The organism is Spirochaetia bacterium, assembly GCA_022482625.1.
In the GTDB taxonomy this organism is placed as follows: domain Bacteria; phylum Spirochaetota; class Spirochaetia; order Sphaerochaetales; family Sphaerochaetaceae; genus Pleomorphochaeta.
In genome coordinates this window covers 204,879-225,416 of record JAKVOU010000001.1, presented here as the reverse complement: position 1 = coordinate 225,416, position 20,538 = coordinate 204,879, and the positions used below count along the sequence as shown (strand labels likewise).

Below are 20,538 nucleotides of genomic sequence, written 5' to 3'. Positions count from 1 at the left end.
TGTTGTCAGCTATATGTTCTTGAAATAAATTAGAGACCTGCTACACAAAATCATCATTTTTCCTTTTATCCAACAGGAGCTTCCATGCTGGAATAATGTCAATTTTCAAAGTTCCTTCATATCGGATATCCTTCCGTATCATAGGTGACAATAGTGGCCTTGGAAATGACATAGCTGTTCTCAACATCTTTCAATGCCTCAAGTTCACGATTCAAGGTATCAATATCATCAAGTTCATAGCAGACTTGCCACAAATGGACAGAAGTATGCTCGCTCATAACCGTACCTGAAGCCATTGTCACAAAATCTATCTCCCTGCCATGTTTGGTCCTTGCATAGTAGATTCTATCTGTATAATGCCGTAGATAGATAAAAACAATATTTTCGAGTATTTTACCATAATCGGGAGTAAGTTTTTCTGAAATGGACATGGCAAGCGCATGGTCTACACAATAGATTTTTTTAGGATTATTTGACCTGACGGCACTGTTCAAGCTGAAGATTTCTACAGGATACAACAGATAGGCATCTTCAAAATAGATAATTGCCTGCCGTATCATTTCAATGGAAATCCGATATCGTTCACCTGCCATCCGTTGCTTCAGCTTCCTCAACGAAGTCAATCCTCCCATCTGATTCAGCAACATCTGCATGAGACGAAGAATTGCATTGGTATCTGTAACGCGGTATCGCTGTATCACATCTCTGAAGACTACAGATTGCGCAATATCCTGAAGAAATCGGATACGGGTTCTTTCGTTCTGGATCATCAGACTTTCAGGGAAACCTCCAATCTTCATGTATGTCCTGAACCAACTGCGACAATAGTTGCTATCATCGCTTGTCATATGGTCAAAGTCGGGTAAATTGTACTGTTTTCCTTTTGTCGCAACAAATTCAGAGAAAGAAAAAGGAAAGAGTTCCCAGGACAGGCTCCTGCCCCCAAATTCCGTCGATATTTCCTTGACTAGCAACTTTGCAGAAGAGCCAGTAATATTTACTTCACAGTTACGGGTAGTCTGCAGACGATTGACGAACAGTTGCCAATGATGTAGATATTGAATCTCATCAAAAAAGAAATATACTTTTTCGTTGGTTTTCTCAGGAAAAAGCGCATAATAGCTGTCTGCAATGACAGAGGGCTCTTCTGACCGCAAACGATACAACCGATCATCTGAAAAATCCAAGATACAAAAATTTTCAGATGAAACGCCATTGGCAACCAACGATTGGAGATAAAGCATCATGTAGACGCTTTTCCCTGCACGGCGTATACCTGTAATGATTGTTGCCTTCCTTGGCAACCGTTCAACCCGCAGTTCACGTCGAAAGAAACTGTTCTGTACTACAAGTTGCTGGTTGTCCAATACTATCTGTTTGATATCTTGTTCAAGTAATTCCATATGTGCATATTATTTTGTCATTATACTATAAAAGTGTCAATATAATTTTGACACTTTTATATATTGTTGTTAGCGTGTATAGATATTGTAAAAACCTAAACATTTTTGACAGAGGCATTATCTCAGATAGATATCACGTCCATAGCCTTGCCATTGATACTGCAAAAAGGTGTTCATCCTTTTTATAGGTATATGGACCACAATACAGTACAATACCGGTAAAATTGGTTCCTGGATTCACCTGGGTATCAGCAAACCATCTAAGGGACTTAAAATCTTTATCCCCGATAGTTTCACTTGCCTTTACCTCAATTCCAAGCAAACTCCCATCTGCCTGTTCAATGAGAAAATCAATTTCATGCCCTACGTTATCTCGGACCTGATACAGCTTGGCATTCAATTCCAAATCGACCATCACGGAAAGTTCATGAAAAACAAAGGATTCTATGAGCTTACCACAGGAATCTCCGTCATATATTACAGAATCATCCCATTTGTTGAGATAAGAAAGCAAACCGGTATCAGTCAGAAAAATCTTTGGAATTTTTCCTATGCGCTTGTAAGGCGATTTTGTCCATGCAGGCACAGAGTCAACAAGAAAGAGCTGTTGAAGTACATTGAAATATGCATACAACGTATTCCTTGAAATTCCAAGTCTTGCTGCCAGTTGTGTGGTATTGAGATATTTGCTCGACCACAAGCCGGATATATAAACTAGATCAACAAGTTTATTGATTCGGGTGATATGGGAAATATCTTTTAGATCCCGTTGGAAAATTCTGGAAATATAAGAATTGAACCAAATGTTACGTTCTTCTGCATTCATTTGCAAAGGTTCTGGATATCCTCCGATAAGCGCATTCTTTACAACTGCCTGCTTGCTACAGGACAAACTGGAAGTCTTAAACTTCTCTTTGAATGCACAATTCAGGAAGTTGTTGTTGCTGCCTGCTATTTCACCCTGGCTCAGCGTATGTAGTCTTACTACACCTAATCTACCAGCAAGACTTTCCCTGACACTAGGCATTGATTGAATATTTGTAGATCCTGTAATCAAGAATTGTCCTTTTATTGGATTCTCATCTACCCTAGCCTTCAATTCAGAAATCAGTGAAGTGACTTTCTGTATTTCATCAATCATTGAAGGAAAATGTCCCTGAAGTAAAGAAAAAAAAGTAATCTTGTCATTTTCTGCTATTGCTCGCAGCTGAGCAATATCCAAATTGAAAAAAGCATCAGATGAATCCAACATCTGTTTTCCAAGTGTTGTTTTCCCAGATTGTCTAGGTCCTTCAATGGACACAATTCTCATAACTCTGAGATATATACATACCCGTTCAATCGCCCATCTTTTTATTAGTTCCATATATATTCCTTCTCACTTCAGCATAACCAAATATGACAAATTGTTCAATTTATATATTGCAAATTGTTCATTATACATACTGCATATTGTTCAATAGTTAGATAAATTTTCAAAAATATACTATATAATTTCATTTATATAAAGAATTATTCGTTCTAGAAAATACATTGATCTACTTGATAAGAAACAGTATAGGTATATTCTACAAAAGCAAAAAAAGAATCAGGCTGAAATCAAGTAAAAGCATTTATTTCAAGACAAAGCAAAAGAATTACATTTCAACTTCTTTCCGTTACAATCCTTTTGCTTTGTTTTAGCAGCACAGCAATACGACACTGTAAAAGCTTTGAACAAAGAAATATTATGCTAACATAGACACATATCTCTGTATCTTTTCAAGCTCTTTTGAATGCTTACGTCCTTCTTCCTCAACATCATATGCATCCTGCAGGCCTAACCAGAACTTCGTCGAAGTTCCAAAAAAACGTGACAATCGCAATGCAGTATCCGCCGTTATCCTTCTTTTTCCATGGATTATATCTGATATCCTTGTCTGAGGAATGTTGATTTCTTTTGCCAATTTGTATGCTGATATATGCAACGGTTTCAAAAATTCCTCCAGAAGGATTTCGCCTGGATGTATGTTCGACAATTTTTCATCTGTGGTAATCAATGATTCTGACTTCATACACATCTCCATCTGGCCATTTAAATACAATTCTCCATTGGTCATTTATTCTGATACTATAATACTCTTGAAAATTCCCCTTTAATTGCTCGAGGCTATTTCCATAAGGAACTCTCAAATCATCTATTTTTCTGCGGTATCAAGCGTTCGTAATTTTCTTCGAGCTGTATGTTGTATTTCATTTGGTAACTTTTTCGAGCGTATACCATCGAAGATTGAATTTGTTTCATTATCTACGAATGACTTTATCATACACAGATACTAATGTTTTACAGGAGTATTGCCAATCTTTTTGATCATTACAGGAATATATTGTAGATAACAGGTTATGAAAGTTTTCATAAGTGTCAATATAACTTTGACACTTATATCTATTAGTATCTATATATAGAAGACACTATTCAAAACCTTCAAATAAAAAATCCAAGGAACTGAATAGACCAGTACAAATAAGCTGGGAAATATCCATTTTAGAAATATGGTGAATGTACTATGGACGCTATACCTCAGAAGAAAAGAAGACTTGGAACTGGAAACAAGCAGAAGCATTGTTTTATACATTCCTATTCTGTTTCAAGTATCGTTTTCCTTAGGAATTTGCTGGATCATAGTTGTTGTTTTTCAAAGCATGTACGTCCACTTTGCTTGATTTTTCGTCCACTTATCACAAAAAATGGACACAAAAGCAATATGAATGCCCAAGATTAACCTTACTATGGGGAAGCCTGGAAAATTTCCTAGGTACAGGCATTCTTGTCTTTACCAACATGAACACGGATAATGTACATATAGATTAGTCATGGAAGACTTTATTAAAATAACCATACTGTTCCATAAAGGACTTTTTAGGAGGTATACTATGTTTTCTGTAGCAAAAGACTGGAACCCAAAACAAAAACGGCTGGCATTGTTGTTATCTAAACCTCAAACTTTTGCTGATGCCATATCCTTGTGCCTTGAAATGCACAATCAAGTGCATGGTATTTCTGACAATGGCAGTCCGACCATATATAAAAACCTGATTACGGACCTGACAGCCGAAATGATTACATATCGTCCTGAAAATGATTCCCGTTCCATTGCGTGGAATCTGTGGCATATCACAAGAATTGAAGATGCAGTATCAAATATTTTAATCGATGATTCAAAGCAGGTTCTAAACAGTGAATGGCTGGATAGAATGCAGATTGACGTAACAGATACAGGAAATGCTTTTACCAAAGAGAATGTTGATGAATTTGATCAGGCAATAGATACATCAGAGTTATTGAACTACAGGAAAGCTGTTGGGAAAAACACCCAGACTGTCCTTAAGAAACTGAGTATCGAAAACAGAAAACGAAAACCTACGAAAGGGCAACTGGACAGGATTCTTTCCGAAGGTGTCCTGACTCAAGAAAAGGATTCAATTTGGTTGTTGGAATTCTGGGGAAAAAAGACAATGACAGGATTATTGACAATGCCAATTACTCGACATCAGATACTCCACCTAAACAAGTGCTTTAAATTGAAAGAACGCTACCGAAAGGATTTCAGGTAGGCTGGAAGATGAAGATTTTAAAACACAAATCCATCTGCAAGCCTCCGAATGCTGACAATACGACAAAAAACAACTTACCCAGTGTGTTGGCATAAAGTTTGCACGGATTCTCATTCCTCGATGCTTCCATCCTTATTTCCAGATTTTAACCACTAACTGCTTTTGTCTTATGTACCATAAGTATGAAGGTAACAACCCCTCCGATCATTCCAAAGGCAAAATTTATCCACGGAAGTTCATTTGGGTCCCCATGAAAGAACAACATCATAATACTATTGAAGCAAAGTGATAGAATAGCGCAGAAAGTATAATATCTCTTTGCTAGTTTCGTAAGGAAAAAGTCCCATTGTTTGTCGGTAAAATTCAGAAATGTCAGATTCATGCCATTCTGACTGAAATATTTAGGATGGGTATCATAAAACTTAGGATTATATCCCGAGAGTATGCGACCGACGACAAACAACGCTACTGGGAAAACCAATAAATCAAATAGCATAGTACACTCCCAATTACGGATAATCGAACCAAGCTAAAGGATAAGATGGAAACAATTGCCTATAATCCCGAACTTCAGGGAATTATTTGCAAAATAGAAAGATTTAAAAGAATATAGGATCTAGAGTTTATATCAATGGATAAATGTATATCATTATCAAGCACTCCTTTTATACACAAAAAAAGTACTCTGATTTTCCCATACATCCTCCCTTTACTGACCAATCGGACTGTTTCTCCAGTTCTTGAAAACTATGTTGCAATTATGGTCTTTTTTCATCCTTGCCTGGTAATGTTCCATCTCTTCCTGGAAATATGGATTGAAAAACCGTGTTCCCGCATAGTCTACGATAATCTCATCATATCCCTGCCAGACATATACATTCAAGGCTCTCTCCAAATCTTCGGCAGAATTACATGGAGTAATATACCTACTCTCGGATCCTTGTTCAGCAAAACCTATTTCAGCCGGTTTGACAGTCAGTGATTTCATATTGACCTCTGTTCATTTGTTAAGTATATAACCATAATATACAGTTGTAAACTATGTTTTAGATTATCAAAAAAATCTACTGTTTGTTTGGCAACAAAATAGCAAAAGATTTTCTCCTGACAATTTTGTCTTTTCCTGACACAGCAGAGACAATGAACAATATTTGACCTTACCACAGGCTACTTCCCGATTACTTCCCAATAGCCGTTCTTGCTGGCTCCATGACGAATAATTCTCTTTTTTTTCTTCAAGTCAGACAAAATTCTTTCGATTTGCCGTTCAGTCAAGTCCAACCTTGTTGCCAGAGCTTTAGCAGTAAATTTTGGATTGTGCAGAAGCATTACTATGACTTCCTCATCATTTGTACCAACATTTGTACCAACATTTGTACCGACATTTGTACCGACATTTGTACCGACATTTGTACCGACATTTGTACCGACATTTGTACCGACATTTGTACCGACATTTGTACCGACATTTGTACCGACATTTGTACCGACATTTGTACCGACATTTGTACCGACGGCAATTTCTTTCTGTCGCGAACTTTGATTTGCTACGATCTCTTTCAGTGCATTCAGAATCATCCTTAGCATGAAAGTAACAAAAAATGAGGAGTCACCTTCCGTATTTAATTGATTCAGTGCCTCATAGTAAGCATTCTGATGCTCATGAATCAACGTCTCGGTCGGAAGCCAAGCGAAGAAACTCTTCCATTTTTGAAGAATCAAGGACTGCCATAATCTTCCGGTTCGCCCATTTCCATCTGCAAAAGGATGAATAAATTCAAATTCATAATGAAAAACACAAGACTTGATCAACGGATGTTGATCCGATTGCTTCAACCATACGAACAGCTGTTTGATTACATCAGGTACATACTTCGCCGACGTACCTGCATGGATCAATTGATTTCCAGCATAGACACCCACCCCACCATTACGGAATCTGCCAGCCTCCTTTACCAAACCTTCCATCATGATCTTATGCGCAAAAAGCAAATCATTTACACTATATGGATTCAGTGTAGAAATTCGTTCATAAGCTTCGTATGCATTCTTGACTTCTTTAATGTCCTGTGGAGGTCCAAGGACCCTTTTCCCATCAATGACATCACTTACCTGATCCAAAGAAAGAGTATTTTGTTCAATTGCCAATGAAGAATGAATAGACTTAATCCTATTTTGCCTACGTAATACCGGATTAGGGTGCAATGCATCATAGGTTGTCATAGAACCAACATATTCGCCGATTTCAATGACAAGATTGGTGATTTCCTCCGTCATATGAAACGGAGGTTGATAAGAAAACTCACTCATAGCTACCATCCTACAACAAAGGAATCCTCAAAGATAAAACTACCAGTCAAAAAAACATATTGAAACATTGTCTTTTAAAAAAACAATAATCTTGAGTTGATCTGACAAAAGTGACATGGGAACATTGATAAAGTTCTTTTTTGTCATCCACGGCTCTTTCCTCCCATACATCATCCACCAGACTTGGCTTGGAATCGGACAAGATTTCAGTTATATTACTCTATTGGCAATTAAGCCTAAGATAAACATCCTTACCTTACATAGAATAACTTATCCTTGTCAATGAACGGAAATCCTTTTTTACATTTCCACATATTTACTCATAATGTGTCCACATTCTAAGAATACGTTACGCTTCAAATGTAATTCTTCTATTTTTCGAGCATCTTTTACAGCTTGTTTTGTGTATATAATTTCCCACATTACCAATCAAGATTCTTCAGACTTTTTCCCAATGGTTCTTTCATTCCTTCAATAATCGATTCTCTCATTCGTGGGATTGAAGTCAAATATAGTGTTTCCTGTATTGTATTCCAATCCTCTTCTGAAACCAAAATTGCACTATCCTTTTTCCCAAAAATAACGACAGGTTTATGGAATTCGTTTACCTGATCTATAAGTTTATATAAATTCGACTATGCTGCACTGGCAGTTAATATGTCTATAATTATCACCTTTTCCATGACGTACGTTATTACGTACATATTGTCAAGCAATTTTGGCACAGAACACATCATACAATTACCTCAGATATGCTCAGCGTCCTCATTGTTGTCTGTGTGTACATATGCAGACCAATCCCCTATCAAAGGATATTCAAGCCTGGTAATGTAATGCTCTGGATCAGTATCAAGAAACTGGTCTATGATATTGAAGTCGACGACATTGCCCTTGAATTTCAACTCAGGGTGAGCTTGCATGATCTCAACCATATGATCGACAATGGTCTCATAGGGGCCGCAGTGATAGGAAATGAAGTACCAACCGGAAGGAATGGTATGGACCAGATGGGCATCGACGCTATGATAGGAAATCTCATCCAGCATGGCACCGAATGACTTTCCTCCTTCATCATAGAGAGCTATCGTAGGATAAAAGTAAAATATTTCCTTGCTGTACATGATGTACTCATCACCCATCGGTATATAGTGACAGGTATCACGCCAGACAATCTTTTCCTGAGGACGGCTGCTATACTCCCTATATGCCTGTTGTACGAATTCTATCTTTCTATGGATGGCATCATCGATCTGAAGCAATTCTTCCCATTGCAATCTGAGCTTCTCGGAACGCCCCAGCAACAGCCGTACAGACTTATTTGCATCAGTGCCGGCCATCTGTTCCTTTATCTCATCAATTGACAGTCCCAGTTTTTTAAGATAAAGGATTGAAGCCAAGGTATTGAGCTGGTTGAAATCATACTTCCGCACATCCTTGCTACCTTCCCTGCTATAGGGAGAAAACAATCCTATCCTGTCATAGTAGTAAAGAGTCTGGATATTTATGCCGAAACATTCGGCCATCTGACCGATGGTAAATGTCTTTGAACCGCCGTTGGATATCTTCTTCATCTTTGCCTCTCATGCCCCACTCAGTGCATGACAAAGCATAGCAGACAGCATTTCATATTGCAATGATCACTGTTGTTTCAGATGGCAAGGATACCAAAAACAAAGAGCTACCGCAAAAGCCATATCTTGGCCGTGCGATAGCTCTTCCAGCAAGTTATTTTACCTCTAGGATGGGGTCAATTACCTTCTGCTGCATGACATCGACGAAACCTTTGTCGGTTATGGCATAGGACGGAATTGCTGCTAGTCCGATGAAGGACAGGAACATGAACGGAATAGGAATAGGCGAACCCAGCCTATGGCATTCCTTGATCATATACTTCTTCTTGGCAGACAGCTCTTCAGCCGAAAGGTCACTGAGCAAGCCACAGATCGGGAAAGCAACATCAGCCAGTACCTTTCCATGGTCAACCAGACATTGGCCTCCGTTCATTTCCTGGCAATGGCGCAGTGCCAAAGCCATATCATCCAAGTCCGTTCCCATGACAATGATGTTATGGTTGTCATGGGCAATCGAGGAAGCCATGGCACCGCTCTTGAGGTTGAACCCCGCGATGAATCCCTTGCCGATATTGCCATTGATGCCATATCGTTCAACCTGGGCTATATACAGCACATCCTGGTCAACATCACAGCGGACGATACCATCTTTTACAGGAAGCGTTGCATCCTGGGCAACGGTAATAGGAATCCAGTCAAGCGTCCGCATTGCAAGTACCTTTGCCTGCTTTGCTTCAGGCGAGACCTTTATCGCCAGGTCTTCCGAGGTAAACTCCGACAGATGTACCGTATGCAACAAGCAGGAAGCATGGGGCTTCTGCATATAATGAGCTAGGAATTCACCATGGTCATAGACAAGGTTGCCACCGGCAATCGTTGTCTTGACTGCATAGGATTCCTTGTCGAGTATGCAGATATCTGCCCGTGCTCCGGGAGCAAGGAGGCCGACCTCATGTTCAAGGTGGAAGGCTCTGGCTGCGTTGATCGTTACCATCTGTACGGCCGTAAGGAAATCGACACCTTCTGCGATGGCAGTCTTCAGCGCGTCATCAAGGTCCCCACGGTCTACGGCATCGATGGTATGCAAGTCATCAGTAACGATACTGCACAAAGTCGAATCGACATGGTGTTCAGTCAGTACCTTGATGCATTCCTTCAGATTTCGGGCTGCAGATCCTTCCCTCATCATCAGATGGCAACCTTTCCTGACCCTCTCAATTGCCTGGTCGGTGGTAAGGCATTCATGGTCGGTGGTCACACCTGCCGCAATGCAGTAATCGAGGTCGGTGCCGACGATGTCAGGCAGATGTCCCTGACAGCTTTTTCCTCTTGCAAGCGTTTCATCCATGGAAGCAACCAAGTCAGGAAGCCCTCCGATAAGATAAGGAGCAACAATCTCGGAAAGGCCGACTGCATCCTGGCGGTCCAAGGCTTTCTTTATCACCTCAAAGTTGAAATGTCCGCCGCTTGTTTCAAGGTTAGGAGCAAACGGCACGTGGGAAGGTACGACAAAATAGATATTCAGGTCTGTTTCCTTCCCTTCTTCCAAGACAGCCTCAATACCCTCCAGCCCACTGACCACACCTATCTCATGCAGGTCGGTCATGATGGAAGTCGTACCATGCCTGAGAATGATTTCAGCAAAGCTCTTGATCGAAAGATTCGAACTTTCAGGATGGATATGTCCGTCAATGAATCCCGGAGTAATGTAATTGCCCTGTGCATCAATGACTTTGGTCTGGGGACCGATATAGTCCTTTACATTGTCAATGGACAAGACAAAGCCATCCTTGACTGCAACGCCCCCCTCATAGATTTCCTTGGAGGCAACATTCACGAATTTGCCGTTTATGATAACGGAATCAGCAAAGCCTTTTTCTTTGATTGCTTGCAATAACTTGGTTTTCATAGGGTCTCCTTTATAATCAAAATACCTCAGTCAACCTTTGTAACGGGAAAACGGTCAGGAAGCACAATACCTGCCCTGCGGTAGATTGCCTGTGCCCTGTTGCAACCTTCTTTCAGAATTGCATCCTCATCCAGCGTCAGGACCTTCCTGTCCTTCATGATCCACTTGCCGTCACACATTGTCGCAATGATGTTAGTCGAATGCATGGCTGTCACGAGACTTGCAATCTTGTCATTCACCGGCATCATGGAAGGTCCGGTAGGATCGATGATGATCAGATCAGCCTTCAGACCTGGCTTCAGGCTTCCATAGTACTTTTCATCAAGCAAGGCTTTTGCGCCCCATTTCGTGGCCATCCTCAGTATATTCTGGGAAGGCATCACGGTAGAGTCAAGCCGCCAGCCTTTGTGGATCAGGGAAGTCAGCCACATCTCATCGACGATATCCATCCTATTGCTTGAAGAGGCGCCGTCGGTACCGATAGAGACACAGATACCACGGTCGATCATCTTGGGAATCTTGGCAAAACCAAGTACCCTCATGGCTGATGCAGGATTATGGGATACTTTGACCTCACGCTTACGGAACATTTCAACTTCCTCATCAGTCAGCCATACCGTGTGGACAGCCAAGAGATTCTTGTCAAGGACACCCAGTTTTTCAAGATGGGTGACCGTCGGCTCGCCGTAGACTTCCTTCGTATATTCAACTTCGCTCTTCGCTTCGGCAACGTGCATATGGACACCGACGCCATAATGGTCTGCAAGTTCCTTGGTCTTGACGATAAGTTCATCAGTATCATTGAAAATGGTCCTGAGACCAAACCATACCTGTACACGTCCGTCAGCAGTACCATTATACGTCTCCAAGTCCTTGACTTCCTGGTCAAGTTCCTGCTGTGCCGTCCGCTGCCAGATCGGAGGCAGGCCTTCACCACAGTCCATGACAGACTTTGCAAGCTTGCCCCTGATTCCCGATTCCGCAGTTGCCTTGCACATGGCAGAAACGAACTGACCGCCCGGTTCGGCAAAGGAAGTAACACCGCTCTTGATAAGTTCAAGGCAGGTCATCAAGGTTGAGACATAGGAATCTTCCTCAGTCATATTGCTTTCGAACGGCCACATGCGGTCATGCAACCAGGTCTGGAAATCGACATCATCCCCGACTCCCCGGCTGATCTGCTGTGAAGTGTGCACATGCGTATTGACAAATCCAGGAAGCACATACTTTCCCTGCAGGTCCACGACCTCGGCATCAGGCTGTATCATTGACGGGTCTACCTTGCCTACTGCAATAATCTTGTCATCCTCGATGAGAACCGATCCACCGTCAAACACCCGGTCTTTGTCATCCATTGATACGACATATCCATGTTTGAGCAATATCTGCTTCATTTCTGCTGTACCCCTTTCCATCTATCTATAATGTTTCAATTATTGGCTTGATGATCTTCTGTAACTAGCCCCCACGCCCATCCTTGTCGGACAGAAATCCGCAAATCGGCAAAGTCATTTCAGCCTTTGGCACTCTTTGTTCCCTTACACTTTTCGTACCTGATACCAATAATTCTTCTATCCGGATATAGGAACCCTACTTCCTATAGTTACTATAGGTGCAAGCATAATTATGAAAAAATCAAAATCATTTACAAAGATGAAAAAAACGTTGCAAAATAGAGCTATTATGGCAGACAAGCGACCTAATGAAGATTGGCATGCGATAGCACTCAGAGATTTTGATGTGCTATCACCTTTTGTAACTATCGGCAAAATTTAGTTTCTTATACAATATAGTTGATTGAAATTTTGCCGATAAGATACTATGATAAAAGTTATTCGGGAGGATTCAGATGGACTATATTTCCGTTGTTCAAGCCTCTAGACTGTGGAAACTTTCAGAACGTAGCGTACGCAATTACTGCGCCACAGGACGCATTCCTGGTGCTGTTATGACAGGAAAGACATGGAACATCCCAAAGACGGCAATAAAGCCAGAACGGAGCAACAGGCACAAGGAAGCGCCAAAGACATTGCTGAAAATCCTGAAGGTAGAAAAAAAGGCCAGGATCAAGGGTAGCATCTATCAAAAGATACAGATTGAATTGACCTATAATTCCAACCATATGGAGGGAAGCCGGCTCACGCATGACCAGACCCGCTATATCTACGAAACCAACACGGTCAGTGCAGATGGCAGTGCCATGAATGTGGATGATATCATCGAGACAGCCAACCACTTCCGCTGCATAGACTTGATCATCGACCATGCCGGTGACAAACTCAGGGAGAAGCTCATCCTGCAGCTTCATGCTACATTGAAGACCGGTACCAGCGATTCACGCAAGGATTGGTTTTCCGTAGATGGATACAAACGACTTCCCAACGAAGTAGGAGGCAGGGAGACCACCTTACCGGAGAATGTACCCGTTGAAATAAACAGGTTGCTTACGGAATACAACAGCACACAGAGAAAAACATTAGCAGAACTTATCGACTTTCACTATAAATTTGAAACCATCCACCCCTTCCAGGATGGCAATGGCCGCATAGGACGCTTGATTCTTTTCAAGGAATGTCTGAGAAACGGCATTACGCCCTTCATCATCGATGATGATATGAAGATGTATTACTATCGTGGCTTACATGAGTGGCAACATGAAAAGGGTTATCTCACTGATACTTGCCTCGTTGCGCAGGATAGATTCAAGGAATGGCTGGAGTACTTCAGGATTGCATATTGACGAACACTCATCAGAACTGTCATAAAGTCGACAAGGTTCAGAAAACAGCATAATCGTGCAAACGACTTTGTCACCTAGATTTCTTCATCTATGGTCTCCTGTGTGGTTCAAGACTATAGACTCTAACGATATAGCAGATCATCAAAAGCTGTCAGGCAAATGTTCCTGACAGCTTTTTCCCCTTACAAGCCTCTCGTACTTGGAAGTAACCAGTCTTAATAAAATAACATTGTCCTCACTTTCCCGGTTGACCTGCGGGGAAGCGTACACGTATGTATTGAGCACACACTTTCCCTGCAGGTCCACGGCTTCGGCATCAGAACGTACTCAGCTGGTCTGCCTTGCCTACTGCAACGACCTTGTCATCTTGAATGAGGACTGAGCCACAGCAAAACACACAGTCTTTGTACTACATCCATGTTCAGCAATACTGCTTTATTTCTGCTGTACTCCTTTCCATCTATCTATAATGTTTCAATTATCGGACTGATGATCTTCTGCGATGCAAATTCATACAGTCCTTTGTCAGTAATTCCAAAGGCAGGAATATAGATCAGCGTAAGGAATGAAAGCGTCACATTAGGAGATTCCATGGTACATCCCCAGCTATGGAGCAATGACACCATTTCCTTCAGTTCTGCGGCAACCTCATGCCCATCCTTGTCGGAGAGAAGTCCGCAGATCGGCAGGGCAATGGATGCCATGACCTTTCTGTCTTCTACCAGGACAAATCCACCGGACAACCGGCCGATTTCTTCTACGGCAACCAGCATGTCCCTGCTGTCTGCCCCCACCACCGTGATATTATGATGGTCATGCCCTACGCTCAGACCGATTGCACCCTTCTTCAAACCGAATCCCTGGACATAGCTTCTGCCTACGCCACCGCCCTTGCCATACCGTTCGACAGTCGCAATATGAAGGAGGTCACGGGAAACATCGCTTGCAAGATAGCCATCCTCTGTACGTACTACGGCTTCTCTGGCTTCGGTAAGAAGCGTCGTTCCGGATACTCCGATGACATGCACCTTAGCCTGGTTGGCATTACAAGGGATCAACAGATCCTGAGCCCTGAGTCCCGCAGGGATGGTGACGGTATCAAGCAGGCACCTGTCATAATGGTACGGCGGGAAGGCAACGGCAAGCTTTCCTTTGTCGACGACAAGCTTGCCCTTCGACATGACCTTTTCCACCTTGCAATCTTCAAGGGAAGAAAGGAAAGCGATATCTGCACGCTTGCCCGGTGCAATACTTCCTATCGTATCCTGCAGACGAAAGTTTTCTGCAGGGTTGATCGTCACCATTTCAATGGCACTTATCGGATCCACCCCTTCCTTGATTGCCATCCTGACCTTATGGTCCAGATGGCCTTTTTCTTCCATATGCAGAGCATCGATATCATCCGACACCATTGAACAATGACGGGTTGAGATCTTGTCTTTGACAATCATGGAAAGGCAAGCCTTGAGATCCTGTGCAGCTGATCCTTCCCTCATCAGGACGTTCATGCCGGCCCTGAGTTTGCCCAAGGCTTCCTCAGCCGTCGAGCTTTCATGGTCGCTGTTGATATGACAGCCTGCATAGGCCTGCAAGGCCGCTCCTGAAAGCCCAGGGGGCATGCCCTTCTGCAACCAGATGGTTCTCTTGGGCCAGATCCAGCATCCACTTTGATTTATCGCTGCCTGCAAGAATGGGTGGGAAAAGCACTTCGGCAAGTCCGACAGCTTCAGGCAGCTTGACAAGATCCTGCATCATGTCAAGGCTCAGGGAGCTGCCGCTGGTCTGGACATCATCGTCCCCCATGAAAGCCGGTACAGGATAGTACAGTGACACAGGAGTCTGCTTTGCCTCTTCCAAAATGTGCTTCATGCCCTCGACTCCGCTGACCAAGGTCACTTCCATCAGATCCGACGCCACCGAGCAGGTACCGTGTATGACGGCCATCTTGGCAAATTCGGTATAGGAAAGCATACTGCTTTCAAAATGTATATGCGCATCGATGAAACCGGGCGCAAGGTACAGGCCTGAAGCATCGATGACCTTAGTCTGTGCACCGATGCACCCTTCGGGAAGAGAACCGACAGAGGCAATGGTCTGGTGGAAAACAGCTACATCTGCAGGATAGATTTCCCCAGAATGTACATTGATCAGCAAGCCCCCTCGAATGACGATATCAGCAGGTTTCTTGCCAAGTGCTACCGAAATCAAATCTTTGTCCATATATACAACTCCTTCCTACCGTTCTTCCCGATAGTAGGCCCTGCCAAGACTGGCAGGTGCCAGGTTTTCTTTTTTGTTCCCTAACGTAGTCACCAACAGGACAAGGATGGTCATTGCATACGGCATCATGTCCATGATCTGTGATGACAAGGTGATATGCACGCCGATGACAGCGAACGTACATGATTGGAATTTTATGCTCAGTGCCCTAAGGATGCCAAACAAATAGGCGCCCCCGATTGCCCGTAAGGGACTCCACATGGCAAAGATAACCAAGGCAATGGCTATCCAGCCTGTACCGGCAGTAATGTCATTCTGCCAATGCGGTACATCCACAAGGGAAAGATATGCTCCCCCCAAGGCACACAGTCCGCCTCCGACAAGGATATGCAGATACTTGACCTTCGTCACATCAATGCCGCTCGCGTCAGCGGCGGCCGGCTGCTCTCCGGTCATCCTCAGCTTCAGTCCGGCACTTGTCTTGTAGAGATAGGCCTCCATAAGCAAGGCAAGTACAATAGAAAGCAACAGCAGCCAACTCTGGTCAAACAAAATGGTGCCGACAAAAGGAATGGAGGAAAGCACAGGTATCGGTTTGACGCCTATGCTATTGGCAATGGTATCAGACAGATACGTACCCAACAACGGCTTGCCGGCAAAATTGGCAAAACCGGTACCGAATATCGTAATGGCAAAGCCGCATACCAGCTGGTCACTCAGCAAGGAAACAGTAAGCATGGCATATACCAAGGCCAAGGCTGCTCCGGCAATGACAGCGACAACAAGAGCCAAGAAAGCATTGCCCGTAGAATAAGCGACGATATACCCGAAGCAAGCCCCGACCATCATCTGGCCTTCTACGCCCAAGTTCATGTTACCGGCCTTCTCGGTAATGATCTCTCCCAAGGTGGCAAAAAGCAAAGGTGTCGCCAGTTGAAAGGAAAGTTGGAGAAACAGAGCTAGTTCATGCATTGCCCTCTCCTTTGCCAACAATGGCAATACGATACTTGGTAAAGAATTCAGATCCAAGTATGGTCAGAAGGATGATACCTTCAAGTACTGTTGAAATCTCAGATGGAATCTGAAGTGAAGATTGGATATATGATCCTCCCTGAAGCATGATAGCAAAGAACAGGGAAACCAGGACACTACCGGCAGGGCTTAGCCGCGCCATATAGGCAATGACAATTGCTGTAAACCCAAGTCCCTGTGACATCTGGTCATTCATCGTCCTTTCAATGCCTGAAGCCTGCATCAGGCCGGCAAGACCACATAGGCCGCCGCCGATGAAAGCTGCCAGCATCACGACTTTGTCAGCGTTGATGGATGCGTACCGCGCCGTATTCGGGTTCAGCCCTACGGCAGTCAGCTCATAACCGAACTTTGAACGGTCAAGCAACAGATAGACGGCAATGACCAAGGCAATTGCGATGATCCACCCACAATGGATGCCAAAGACCTTCGGTAACGTCGCAACGTCGGGATAATTTGCAATCTTTGGAAAACCATAGGCCTTCGGGTCCTTCCAGACAACATACTGCAGGTACGATACGATTTTAAGCGCAACATAGTTGAGCATCAGGGTTACGACAATTTCATTGACCTTCAGCTTGACCTTCATCAAAGCAGGAAGCAGACACCACAGGCCTCCGGCCACAAAAGCCAACAGAAACATGACAGGAAGGATACCGCTTCCCATAGCGGTCCCTATCTTCCGTACGACAAACGTAGCCCCGATAGCCCCAAGGAAAAACTGACCTTCGACCCCTATGTTGACGAACTGGCCCTTGAGGCAAATGCAGACCCCCAATGACATGACAAGCAGCGGAATGGTCTTGTTGATCGTCTCCTTCAGTTGATAGGACGAACCAAGGGAACCCTTCAGCATCTGTCCATACACGGCAAAGGGATTGTAGCCAAGCATGGCTATCAGAAAAGCTGTAACCAGCAGGGCAACGGCAAGGGAGAAGACTGTCCTTTTCCATCCATCAGCACCAGCACTTTCCTTCTTAATTGTTCTGATCATGCTTCTCCCCTAATCTTTCACCCATCATGAGCAATCCTACTTCCTGCTTTGAAATCGTATCTTTCTTATAGATTCCGGCAATCCTACCCTCATGCATGACTGCAATGCGGTCACATAAGGCAAGCAGGACATCCAGGTCCTCTCCGACGAATACTATGGAAACACCTTTCTCTTTCTGGGCATTGAGCTGTTCATAGATAAAATTTGAAGCCTGTATGTCCAATCCTCGGACCGGGTAAGCAACCAAAAGAACAGAAGGCTTGCAGTCAATTTCCCGTCCAAGCAGAATCTTCTGGATATTGCCGCCGGACAGACGGCTGACTTTCTGATATATGGAAGGTGTAGAAACGTTATATTTCCTTACCAGCTCTTCTGCTTGTTTTTTCCCGGCAGTCCTGTCCACGAAAAAATACTTGCCCTTCCTGTAGGAACGCAACAGGACATTATCTACTACGGATGCAGAAGCCAGCAGTCCCATACCCAAGCGGTCCTCAGGTACAAAGCCGATCTGTTGGAATCCTTCCGCTTCGATGCTACCGCCGGTAAGAGGCAACAGACCTGCAATGGCCTCACACAAAGCTTCCTGTCCGGACCCGGCAATACCGGCAATGCCCAGGATCTGGTTGGATTTCAACTCAAGATTCACTGCATCGAGCAGCTTGAGATGGGCATGGCCCTCGACAGTCACATCCTTGAGCCTCATCACCGTCCTGCAGCCATCATAGGACGGGACCGTAGGGATATCGAGGGCAATCTCATGACCGACCATCATCCGTGTCAGTTCATTGCTGTCAGTCCGGTCCGTACGGACGGAACCGACCATAAGGCCCTTGCGCAGGACCGTAATACGGTCACTGACACTCATTACCTCATTGAATTTATGGGTGATCAGGATAACGACACACCCTTGTTTCTTCATTTCCCGAAGGACATTGAAGAGTATTTCCGTTTCCTGCGGTGTAAGCACCGCGGTGGGTTCATCCAGGATCAGTATGCGGGCACCGAAATACAGGACTTTGATGATCTCAACTTTCTGTCTTTCACTGACGGACATTTCATAGATCTTTTTCTTGAGATCGACCTTGAAGCCATATTGATCACAGAGTTGCCGTATGGCTGCAAACTGATGCTGCCTATCCAAGTAAAAGCCCGTAGGATGACCGGCAATGATATTGTCCAAGGCGGAAAATACATCAACAAGCTTGAAATGCTGATGAATCATTCCGATACCATGTTTCAAGGCATCCTTCGGGCAGGAAATGTCAAGTGCCTTGCCTTCAAGCAGTATCTGCCCGCTGTCTGCAGCATAGATACCGGAAAGGATGTTCATCAGCGTGCTTTTTCCCGAACCGTTCTCTCCCAGCAGAGCGTGAATTTCACCTCTGCTGAAAGAGACGGATACATGGTCATTTGCTACCACTGAACCAAACTTCTTGGTTATATCCTTCAGTTCAAGATACTCTGCCATCTCAGTCCGTACCTGCTACTTTACCGATCCGATGACACCGTCAACGAACCAGTCAAGGGATGTCAGATCCGAATCCGTCAGGGTCTGTCCTGCTTCAACACGTACCTTACCCTTGTTGTCTTTGAGTTCGCCCTTCCAAATATCCAGTTTCTTATCGATGATGTCCTGACGGGCCTTCATGACTTTTTCACTGACTTCAGGAGGACAGTTGGTAATCTTGTCGATGTCGACGACATCGTGGTCAATGCCTTCCCACTTGCTGTCTGCTTTCCACGTACCATCCAGGATCTGATTGACATTCTCGGGATAGAATACATCATAGTGGAACAGCGGAGCTGTCAGATATTTGTCAGGAAGTGCATCATAACCGCTTGATGAACAACCGGTCACCCATTTGCCCATGCGGGCTGCCGCTGACTGCGGGTTCATGGTATCGCAATAAGCACCAAGGACATCACATCCGTCGTTTACCAAATCCTTTGCCGAAGCCGTTTCGGTTGCAGGGTCATACCAGGAATTGGTCCATTTCACTTCAATGGTTGCCTTCGGATTGACTGCCTTTGCGCCAAGCATATAGGCATTGATCTGACGTACTACTTCAGGAAGCGGGAATGAAGCCACGAAGCCGATCTGATTGCTCTTTGTCATCATGCCGGCAACCATACCGGTAAGATATTCAGCCTCATATAACCTGCCCATATAAGTTGAAACGTTCTTTGCAGTCTGATAACCGGTAGCATGGTTGAAGTAGACGTCCGGGTATTCCTTTGCAAGGGAAAGCACATATTCCCCATAGCCGAAGCTTGTTGCATAAATGACATTGCAACCTTGGTTGATAAGGTCCCGCATTGCCTTTTCACAGGCAGATGTCTCTGAAATTGATTCCAGGTACATCGTCTTGATACCTTCTTTTTCCAATGCCCGTCTTCCTAGGTCATGGCAGTAGGAATAGCCTTCGGTTCCTACGGGACTGCCATAGATAAACCCTACTTTTATCGTATCCTTGGTCAAGGCAGGCAGGCCGGATGCAGTCGTAGCACTTGCAACAGCACTTGTAGCAGTACTCGCAGCAGCAGGTTTTTCACTTGTCCCGTTGGCAAACAACATGCCAAGGCCCGTCAATACTGACAAACACAACATTACAGTCTTTTTCATCATTTGCTCCTCACACTTTTCGTAACCAAATACAAATACTCTTCTATCCGGATATGCGAACCTTACTTCCTATAGTTACTATAGGTGCAAGTATAATTGTGAAAAGATCAAAATCATTTACAAAAATGAAAAAAACGTTGCA

The 20,538-nt window shown here is 43.8% G+C and carries 18 protein-coding genes and 2 pseudogenes; 3 read left to right on the top strand and 17 right to left on the bottom strand.

The window, feature by feature from the left end:
* Positions 1–116 precede the first annotated feature (116 nt).
* The 4 genes and pseudogenes from LKE40_01100 to LKE40_01085 all read right to left on the bottom strand — a co-directional run bounded on the left by LKE40_01100 (position 117) and on the right by LKE40_01085 (position 3,709).
* A complete protein-coding gene (locus LKE40_01100) occupies positions 117–1,403 on the bottom strand; it encodes an ATP-binding protein (protein MCH3916089.1) in 1,287 nt (428 codons plus the stop codon).
* A gap of 133 nt (positions 1,404–1,536) precedes the next feature.
* A complete protein-coding gene (locus LKE40_01095) occupies positions 1,537–2,655 on the bottom strand; it encodes a DUF4143 domain-containing protein (GenBank protein ID MCH3916088.1) in 1,119 nt (372 codons plus the stop codon).
* A gap of 475 nt (positions 2,656–3,130) precedes the next feature.
* Complete coding sequence (locus tag LKE40_01090) at positions 3,131–3,457, bottom strand: HigA family addiction module antitoxin (protein MCH3916087.1); 327 nt, start codon at positions 3,455–3,457, stop codon at positions 3,131–3,133.
* Positions 3,426–3,709, bottom strand: a pseudogene (locus LKE40_01085) (type II toxin-antitoxin system RelE/ParE family toxin). The gene LKE40_01090 and the pseudogene LKE40_01085 overlap by 32 nt, the downstream one beginning before the upstream one ends.
* A gap of 607 nt (positions 3,710–4,316) precedes the next feature.
* On the opposite strand from LKE40_01085, the gene LKE40_01080 reads away from it, so the two are divergent.
* Positions 4,317–4,997 (top strand): DinB family protein, encoded by a 681-nt coding sequence (locus LKE40_01080; GenBank protein MCH3916086.1) that lies wholly within the window; start codon positions 4,317–4,319, stop codon positions 4,995–4,997.
* A gap of 145 nt (positions 4,998–5,142) precedes the next feature.
* Here LKE40_01080 and LKE40_01075 read toward each other — a convergent pair whose 3' ends face one another.
* The 7 genes and pseudogenes from LKE40_01075 to LKE40_01045 all read right to left on the bottom strand — a co-directional run bounded on the left by LKE40_01075 (position 5,143) and on the right by LKE40_01045 (position 12,181).
* Entirely contained in the window at positions 5,143–5,493 is a 351-nt protein-coding gene (locus LKE40_01075; GenBank protein MCH3916085.1) for a hypothetical protein, read from the bottom strand.
* Between the two features lie 213 nt (positions 5,494–5,706).
* Positions 5,707–5,985: a hypothetical protein gene (locus LKE40_01070; protein MCH3916084.1), complete on the bottom strand. Its 279-nt coding sequence runs from the start codon at positions 5,983–5,985 to the stop codon at positions 5,707–5,709.
* Between the two features lie 743 nt (positions 5,986–6,728).
* Positions 6,729–7,307: pseudogene (locus LKE40_01065) on the bottom strand (Fic family protein).
* 422 nt (positions 7,308–7,729) lie between these two features.
* Positions 7,730–7,924, bottom strand: a complete 195-nt coding sequence (locus tag LKE40_01060) for a type II toxin-antitoxin system Phd/YefM family antitoxin (GenBank protein MCH3916083.1) — start codon at positions 7,922–7,924, stop codon at positions 7,730–7,732.
* A gap of 129 nt (positions 7,925–8,053) precedes the next feature.
* Entirely contained in the window at positions 8,054–8,878 is an 825-nt protein-coding gene (locus tag LKE40_01055; GenBank protein ID MCH3916082.1) for a MerR family transcriptional regulator, read from the bottom strand.
* A 154-nt stretch (positions 8,879–9,032) separates the two neighbouring features.
* The gene (locus tag LKE40_01050; protein MCH3916081.1) at positions 9,033–10,787 is read right to left on the bottom strand and encodes an amidohydrolase family protein; all 1,755 of its coding nucleotides are present in this window, start codon (positions 10,785–10,787) and stop codon (positions 9,033–9,035) included.
* 26 nt (positions 10,788–10,813) lie between these two features.
* Positions 10,814–12,181, bottom strand: coding sequence for an amidohydrolase (locus LKE40_01045; protein MCH3916080.1), 1,368 nt, complete (start codon positions 12,179–12,181; stop codon positions 10,814–10,816).
* Between the two features lie 232 nt (positions 12,182–12,413).
* Between LKE40_01045 and LKE40_01040 the strand changes: the two genes are divergently transcribed.
* Entirely contained in the window at positions 12,414–12,563 is a 150-nt protein-coding gene (locus LKE40_01040) for a hypothetical protein (GenBank protein MCH3916079.1), read from the top strand.
* A gap of 73 nt (positions 12,564–12,636) precedes the next feature.
* A complete protein-coding gene (locus LKE40_01035; GenBank protein ID MCH3916078.1) occupies positions 12,637–13,527 on the top strand; it encodes a Fic family protein in 891 nt (296 codons plus the stop codon).
* A gap of 464 nt (positions 13,528–13,991) precedes the next feature.
* Here the strand turns inward: LKE40_01035 and LKE40_01030 are convergent, their stop codons facing one another.
* From LKE40_01030 to LKE40_01005, 6 genes are read right to left on the bottom strand one after another with little or no spacing between them, the layout of a single operon-like run.
* Positions 13,992–15,119, bottom strand: coding sequence for an amidohydrolase family protein (locus tag LKE40_01030; GenBank protein MCH3916077.1), 1,128 nt, complete (start codon positions 15,117–15,119; stop codon positions 13,992–13,994).
* Positions 15,079–15,747 (bottom strand): amidohydrolase family protein, encoded by a 669-nt coding sequence (locus LKE40_01025; GenBank protein MCH3916076.1) that lies wholly within the window; start codon positions 15,745–15,747, stop codon positions 15,079–15,081. Before LKE40_01025 ends, LKE40_01030 begins: the two co-directional genes overlap by 41 nt.
* 15 nt (positions 15,748–15,762) lie before the next feature.
* Positions 15,763–16,719, bottom strand: coding sequence for an ABC transporter permease (locus tag LKE40_01020; protein MCH3916075.1), 957 nt, complete (start codon positions 16,717–16,719; stop codon positions 15,763–15,765).
* A complete protein-coding gene (locus tag LKE40_01015) occupies positions 16,712–17,773 on the bottom strand; it encodes an ABC transporter permease (GenBank protein ID MCH3916074.1) in 1,062 nt (353 codons plus the stop codon). The genes LKE40_01020 and LKE40_01015 overlap by 8 nt, the downstream gene beginning before the upstream one ends.
* Positions 17,757–19,241 (bottom strand): ABC transporter ATP-binding protein, encoded by a 1,485-nt coding sequence (locus LKE40_01010; GenBank protein MCH3916073.1) that lies wholly within the window; start codon positions 19,239–19,241, stop codon positions 17,757–17,759. The genes LKE40_01015 and LKE40_01010 overlap by 17 nt, the downstream gene beginning before the upstream one ends.
* A 15-nt stretch (positions 19,242–19,256) precedes the next feature.
* Positions 19,257–20,396: a BMP family ABC transporter substrate-binding protein gene (locus LKE40_01005; GenBank protein ID MCH3916072.1), complete on the bottom strand. Its 1,140-nt coding sequence runs from the start codon at positions 20,394–20,396 to the stop codon at positions 19,257–19,259.
* Between the last annotated feature and the right edge of the window lie 142 nt (positions 20,397–20,538).

Bases quoted from the DNA above. Each gene is read 5' to 3' on its own strand.
- LKE40_01070 (MCH3916084.1), bottom strand. From the start codon at position 5,985: ATGAAATCACTGACTGTCAAACCGGCTGAAATAGGTTTTGCTGAACAA.
- LKE40_01040 (MCH3916079.1), top strand. From the start codon at position 12,414: ATGAAAAAATCAAAATCATTTACAAAGATGAAAAAAACGTTGCAAAAT.
- LKE40_01050 (MCH3916081.1), bottom strand. From the start codon at position 10,787: ATGAAAACCAAGTTATTGCAAGCAATCAAAGAAAAAGGCTTTGCTGAT.
- LKE40_01015 (MCH3916074.1), bottom strand. From the start codon at position 17,773: ATGATCAGAACAATTAAGAAGGAAAGTGCTGGTGCTGATGGATGGAAA.
- LKE40_01025 (MCH3916076.1), bottom strand. From the start codon at position 15,747: ATGGACAAAGATTTGATTTCGGTAGCACTTGGCAAGAAACCTGCTGAT.
- LKE40_01055 (MCH3916082.1), bottom strand. From the start codon at position 8,878: ATGAAGAAGATATCCAACGGCGGTTCAAAGACATTTACCATCGGTCAG.
- LKE40_01035 (MCH3916078.1), top strand. From the start codon at position 12,637: ATGGACTATATTTCCGTTGTTCAAGCCTCTAGACTGTGGAAACTTTCA.
- LKE40_01095 (MCH3916088.1), bottom strand. From the start codon at position 2,655: ATGTTGGATTCATCTGATGCTTTTTTCAATTTGGATATTGCTCAGCTG.
- LKE40_01005 (MCH3916072.1), bottom strand. From the start codon at position 20,396: ATGAAAAAGACTGTAATGTTGTGTTTGTCAGTATTGACGGGCCTTGGC.
- LKE40_01010 (MCH3916073.1), bottom strand. From the start codon at position 19,241: ATGGCAGAGTATCTTGAACTGAAGGATATAACCAAGAAGTTTGGTTCA.
- LKE40_01075 (MCH3916085.1), bottom strand. From the start codon at position 5,493: ATGCTATTTGATTTATTGGTTTTCCCAGTAGCGTTGTTTGTCGTCGGT.
- LKE40_01080 (MCH3916086.1), top strand. From the start codon at position 4,317: ATGTTTTCTGTAGCAAAAGACTGGAACCCAAAACAAAAACGGCTGGCA.
- LKE40_01090 (MCH3916087.1), bottom strand. From the start codon at position 3,457: ATGAAGTCAGAATCATTGATTACCACAGATGAAAAATTGTCGAACATA.
- LKE40_01045 (MCH3916080.1), bottom strand. From the start codon at position 12,181: ATGAAGCAGATATTGCTCAAACATGGATATGTCGTATCAATGGATGAC.
- LKE40_01020 (MCH3916075.1), bottom strand. From the start codon at position 16,719: ATGCATGAACTAGCTCTGTTTCTCCAACTTTCCTTTCAACTGGCGACA.
- LKE40_01100 (MCH3916089.1), bottom strand. From the start codon at position 1,403: ATGGAATTACTTGAACAAGATATCAAACAGATAGTATTGGACAACCAG.